6 protein-coding genes and 1 pseudogene are annotated in these 3191 nt (G+C 60.2%); all 7 read right to left on the minus strand.

The genetic code is table 11. The features are described from left to right. Positions 1 to 105 precede the first annotated feature (105 nt). On the minus strand, positions 106 to 303 hold the full coding sequence (locus EGN72_RS19085; RefSeq protein ID WP_158623099.1) for a hypothetical protein: 198 nt from the start codon (positions 301 to 303) through the stop codon (positions 106 to 108). A gap of 240 nt (positions 304 to 543) precedes the next feature. Further along, positions 544 to 1113, minus strand: coding sequence for a GNAT family N-acetyltransferase (locus EGN72_RS00380; protein ID WP_127044695.1), 570 nt, complete (start codon positions 1111 to 1113; stop codon positions 544 to 546). Continuing rightward, positions 1114 to 1422 (minus strand): DUF1778 domain-containing protein, encoded by a 309-nt coding sequence (locus tag EGN72_RS00385; protein WP_127044696.1) that lies wholly within the window; start codon positions 1420 to 1422, stop codon positions 1114 to 1116. Positions 1423 to 1512: 90 nt separating this feature from the next. Beyond that, positions 1513 to 2157 carry an antitoxin of toxin-antitoxin stability system gene (locus EGN72_RS00390; RefSeq protein WP_127044697.1) on the minus strand — a complete coding sequence of 215 codons (645 nt, stop codon included), beginning with the start codon at positions 2155 to 2157 and terminating at the stop codon, positions 1513 to 1515. After that, positions 2150 to 2569 (minus strand): hypothetical protein, encoded by a 420-nt coding sequence (locus EGN72_RS00395; RefSeq protein WP_127044698.1) that lies wholly within the window; start codon positions 2567 to 2569, stop codon positions 2150 to 2152. The genes EGN72_RS00390 and EGN72_RS00395 overlap by 8 nt, the downstream gene beginning before the upstream one ends. A gap of 74 nt (positions 2570 to 2643) precedes the next feature. Then, entirely contained in the window at positions 2644 to 2841 is a 198-nt protein-coding gene (locus tag EGN72_RS00400; protein WP_127044699.1) for a hypothetical protein, read from the minus strand. Between the two features lies 1 nt (position 2842). Continuing rightward, positions 2843 to 3082 (minus strand): annotated as a pseudogene (locus tag EGN72_RS00405) (hypothetical protein); the annotation flags it as partial. Positions 3083 to 3191: the final 109 nt, after the last annotated feature.

The following is a 3191-nucleotide window of genomic DNA, read 5'->3' on the forward strand; positions in this document are numbered from 1 at the left end:
ACGGCACGCGCCCGCATCTCTGGTGAATAACGATTTGATGTCTTACTCTTTTCCATAGCCCTCATCCTTAGTCAGGTTGAAGGTCTCCGGCAAACAAGGGGCGGTTCAGACCACCTTTTGGGCCACATACCAGAACAGATCCTCAACACTCGGAATCGCCATAAGGTCGATCGCGAAACCATTCAAAATGCGAAGCGCTGTTGCGTCACTTTCGTCACGTCGAAGATGATGAACCGTTGCAACCACTTGAGACACACGAAACCAACTGACAATTGGACGATCTTGAAAGTGATAGCGCAACATCAACCATAGGTATAGTGGGTTGAGTTCTTTTCAGACTCCTGGTTTTTTGCAGCTGGGTGCGCCGCGCGCGGATCCAAGGTAATTTGTTGTGATCTGACAAGATATGGAGACAGACAAGCTGCCTTATTGAAGCTCTGCATCCGCATCATTCGCGCGAATTTCGAGGTGGATTGACGGAGATTTGTGAAATGTTCTTTAGTGGATCCGGTCTGTTAGTGCCAAAAGATCGGCATCAAAACCTCAAATTCCATCTTTGGTTTCGGCTTCCTCAAAGATCAGGATCCGGACAGTGCTCAGGGGCAAGAACAGCCTCAACGGGTTCGAAACAAGCGAGTGGAAGCCATAGCTTTCATATAGTGCCTTGCGGCGCGCGACGCGTTCGGGATCGCCGCAGTCGAGAACATCGAGCATGACGACAGCGACGCCAATTGCGTCGGCCGCTACGGCAATGCGCCGTAGGGCGTCGACCAAGAGGTCGCTGCCAAACCCACCCCCGCGGAACTTCATATCCCGCCCGATCATTGAGATATAAGCGGCGGGAATGTTGCCATGTGAAGGCCGGGTCCGCGCAAACTTCGTAGGCAGATCCGTGAACTGAACCGCATGCGCATTCAGGGCATAAAAGCCGATGACCGTGCCGGCAGGATCGACCATCACAAAGAGGCGGACATTGTCCGCCCTGGCGAGCTTGTTCGCAGTCTTCTGGAAATAGTTGTCGACTTGCTCGACACCGCAAGAAAAAGCCGCCCGATCATGTTTCTCTGGATCGAACGGCTCAATGATGTAGGTGGCCGGTTGTGACGCGGCCATCTACTGCGACACAACCGTTTTGCCATGCCGACGGAAGGCCGAGCGCAAGGCGTCTGTCGGCGCTGCTGGAGTATCGAGTGCCGAGAAAAACGCGTCATGATCGACCGGCTGCAGCACCGTCCGTTCATGTGCCGCAATCGTTGCCAGCGCTGCCTGGTAGGCGGCATTCATCGTGAAGACGGAATCGTCGACGCCGGACAGCGCCGCAGCCTGCTGGATCGCAGTCTTGATGCGTGGCTTCGTCCGGAAATTCATCCGGGCCTCGTTACGCTCATCGATCGCGCGTGTGGTGTCGCGGAAACCAAGCATAGTCGCCTCCTGTTTTTCCATCTATAAGGTACGTCATATTGACGTACAGTGCAAGTGTTCGGTCGGGAAAGGTCCTCGAACGTATCGTGCTCATCCAAACCGTCGCCCCCCTTCGGTGAAGGTGTACTCGTTGACGATGATCCCCTCCTCGATGGCCTCATCCGAGGTGAGGTGGTCGTATTCAGCCTCAAGCTGGCGGTAGAGCCAGCGGGCCAGATCGCGGAGCGCCTCGGTCACGATCTCCTCGGCGTCCTCGGTGGGCGGCTGCCAGGTCGGACTGTCGCGCGTGACGTCAACGGCCATGGTGTATTCATGGTAGTAGCGTCCGCGATGACTGACTTCGGCTGCAAGCTGGTAGAAGTTCCGGCGCTGGATGGCCTGCAGCCGGTCGGCGATGCCATGCAGCGGCGCGTCCGTGGGCGCGTAGTCGCGAATGCGCACGGCCGCACGCTTGGCGTGGGACCAGCAGCCCTCGAAGCAGGCCCCATCGCCCTGGCTCCAGAACCCGGAGAACCAGATACAGGGCTTGGCCCGCGTCCCGCCGCCCATGAGGCGCACGGGCGTGGTTTTCAGGCGGATGCCGAGGATTTCGCAGACCCGCTCGAAATCCTCGTAGACCGCGTCCCACCAATCGTCGTGCGGGCCGAGTTCGCGATACCAGCTGCGCGCCTTTTCCTTGGCGGCCTCCGAGAGTTCGGGGAACTGGTAGACCGTGGTGCAGATCACCTCAGGCATCGACGTCCTCCCCGTTCAGGGCGGCGGCCAGCCACTCTTGAGTGCTGGTCCAAACGATGGATTTGCGGGCACCGAGATCGATGACATGCGCGCCGCCGCCGAAGGCGTCGAGGCGAGGCCGGGAGCAGGTCAGGGCGTACTGGAAGCCCCAGAGGCCGATGAGGTCGAGCTCTTCCGCCAGGCGCAGGACGAAGCGGATGACGGCCTCGACATCGCCGTGGTCGTCGTCATGAATCCAGAGGCCGCTGCCTTCCGGCGCATCCTGGCGCACGAGGTCGAAGCCCGCGACCTCCGGGTCGTCGGCGTCCTGATCCGCTGCGCGGAGTTCCTGGAACAGGGCGAGCGCGCGGGCAGCTTTGTCGGTGCTGCCGACGTCGAGCAGGCATGAGAAATGGGTGAAGTAATCCGCCATAGGGACCTCCTGAACAGGGAAGACCCGGCCAAGAGGCCGGGCACTGGATTGGGATGAAGGGTGGTTCGGGGCGATCAGCCTGTGGAACGGTCGCCCGCAGCCTGTCGCTCTGCATGCGCACAAAGCATCTGCCGGTAGAAGCGCTTGCGCGCAGCCTGGAAGCCGCGAACGGCGCGCGTTTCGGGATGCAGCGCCCGGACGGCAGCGCGCAGGACGGCATAGGGCGACGCAGTCGCGGGAAGGCCGAGGCGCTGATAGGCCGGATCGGTCATGTCAGGTGACCTCGACCACGGGCGAGGCGAGATGCGGATCGACCAATGCCTCGATCCGGTCGGCCCGGCCCATCCAAGGCTCGGGCCGGATGGCCTTCACCCAGTCGGCGAAGCTCGGGATGAAGCCAAGGTCTTCCTTCACATGCTGTTCGCCTACCCAGCGGGTCGGGATGATGCGCCCGGTCGAGAGCGTGAGGGTCTGGCCGAAGATGGTCTCGGCCATGAAGATGCCCTCACAGTGTTATCTGGACAGTCAAGCTGTCTCTTTCTGAAAACTTCCTGCCGTCATTGGGGTTTTCCCGAGTGGCATCGGTGAGACAGTTCATGGGGGCTTCCTCTCTTCTCATCCC

Origin of the sequence: Pseudorhodobacter sp. E13 (assembly GCF_003991405.1) — a bacterium.
In the GTDB taxonomy this organism is placed as follows: domain Bacteria; phylum Pseudomonadota; class Alphaproteobacteria; order Rhodobacterales; family Rhodobacteraceae; genus Pseudorhodobacter.